General features: G+C 58.0%; 2 protein-coding genes. Both read right to left on the reverse strand.

Going from position 1 to position 1,485, the window contains the following annotated elements; translation table 11 throughout:
- Window positions 1-434: 434 nt before the first annotated feature.
- On the reverse strand, window positions 435-914 hold the full coding sequence (locus B2Y11_RS05510) for a pilus assembly FimT family protein (protein ID WP_291057123.1): 480 nt from the start codon (window positions 912-914) through the stop codon (window positions 435-437).
- Window positions 862-1,434: an A24 family peptidase gene (locus B2Y11_RS05515; RefSeq protein ID WP_291057125.1), complete on the reverse strand. Its 573-nt coding sequence runs from the start codon at window positions 1,432-1,434 to the stop codon at window positions 862-864. The genes B2Y11_RS05510 and B2Y11_RS05515 overlap by 53 nt, the downstream gene beginning before the upstream one ends.
- Between the last annotated feature and the right edge of the window lie 51 nt (window positions 1,435-1,485).

A 1,485-nucleotide genomic window follows, 5' to 3' on the forward strand; every position in this document is an offset into this window, starting at 1 on the left:
GAATTAATCAGTGCTTCCTTAGGTTTGACAGCGGCCTTTGGCCGCTGAGGGTTGTGGATTGCCCATGGACACGCCCGGGGCGTGAGGGTTCAAAGGGGAAGGTTAACGCCCGCTCCGCGGGCGAAGGAGCTTTGCCCTTCGGGCAAAAGGTTGTGTTCGCTGGCGCTCAGGGGGCCTCAGCACCTATAGCGCTGAGGGTTGTGGATTGCCCTTCGGGCAATAAGTTTTTAATGCCGCCTGTCGGCTAACCCCTTCCGGCTCGCTGCGCTCGCCACCCACCCCTTAGACCGGGGTGGGCAAGGGCTGTACGCGCTGAAATCCCCGCCGGACACGGTCATTCTGCAGCGGTCGGCGGGAACAGACGTCTGATAGTCTGAAGTCTGATATCTGCCGTCTCTCTTCTTTCGGGAATACGGCCCCTGCCTCCTATGCCTCTAATTCACCCTCACCCGTCCCGTATACACCGCCACGGTGATTTCCTTTCTATACTTCCCGTCCCTGGTGGTGAGCACGGTGGAGTAGGTATTACCTCCCCCTGCATAATTTTTGCGGAAGGTAAGCTCCAGCTTGCCGGCGAGGCGGACGGAGGAGGGCAGTCTGCCTTTGGGGCGGATTTCACTGACACCCCTTCTGGTGTAGTAGTATGCCCTGCCTTCCCCATCGGGGAGACAGTAGAAATGGTACACATTGGCCGTATTCCCATAGCGGCCGGTGTCGTTTTTGGAAAGCACCTGCACCTCGCGGATGGCGGAGGCCAGGGTTTCCACCGCCAGATCCAGTTCCCTTTTCTCCTCATAGTCCCAGAGGGCGGGAAAAGCGATGGCGGCGGTGAGGGAAACCAGGAAAAGCACCGCCAGGGCCTCAGCCAAAAGGAATCCAGGCCTGCGGGAAACCCCATATTTCCTGCCATCCATACGCCAGCACTCCTCCCATTGCGATAAAGGGGCCGAACCGCACTTTTTCACCGGTCCCCTTTCTTCCAAGAAGGAGGGAGGGCGCCAGAAAGAGCAGGGCCGCCAGGGCGGAAAACCATATAAAAAAGAGACAGGATACCGGGCCCAGCCAGAAGGCTGCGCCGGTGGATAGAACCATATCCCCTGTCCCTGCGGATTCTTTTGCAATCAGGCATAAAGCGCCGTAAATCATAAAAACAATGGCGGCGGAAAAAAGGCTGGCAGAAAGTTCCTGCCGCCAAAAGGCGGTCATAAGCCCCGACAGGGCCAGAAGAATGCTCCAGCCGTCGGAAATATAACCGGTGCGCCAGTCCTCCAGGGCAGGGAGAACCAGGAACACCAGAAAGAAGAAGGGCGAAAGGGCAAGCCAGCCCTTCATGAGAAAAACGCCGTAAGAAAGGAGCGCCGCCGCCCATACCAGAAGCCAGCGCCTCTCCTGCCACAGCCTGTCCCAGCAATCCTTCCCCTCCGTCCTGTCCATACTGCCTCCTGCTTCCCTAAGGAAGCGCTGATTCAATCGTTATCGGATTTC

Origin of the sequence: Dialister sp. UBA1703, from assembly GCA_002320515.1 — a bacterium.
Classification (GTDB): domain Bacteria; phylum Bacillota; class Negativicutes; order Veillonellales; family Dialisteraceae; genus Dialister.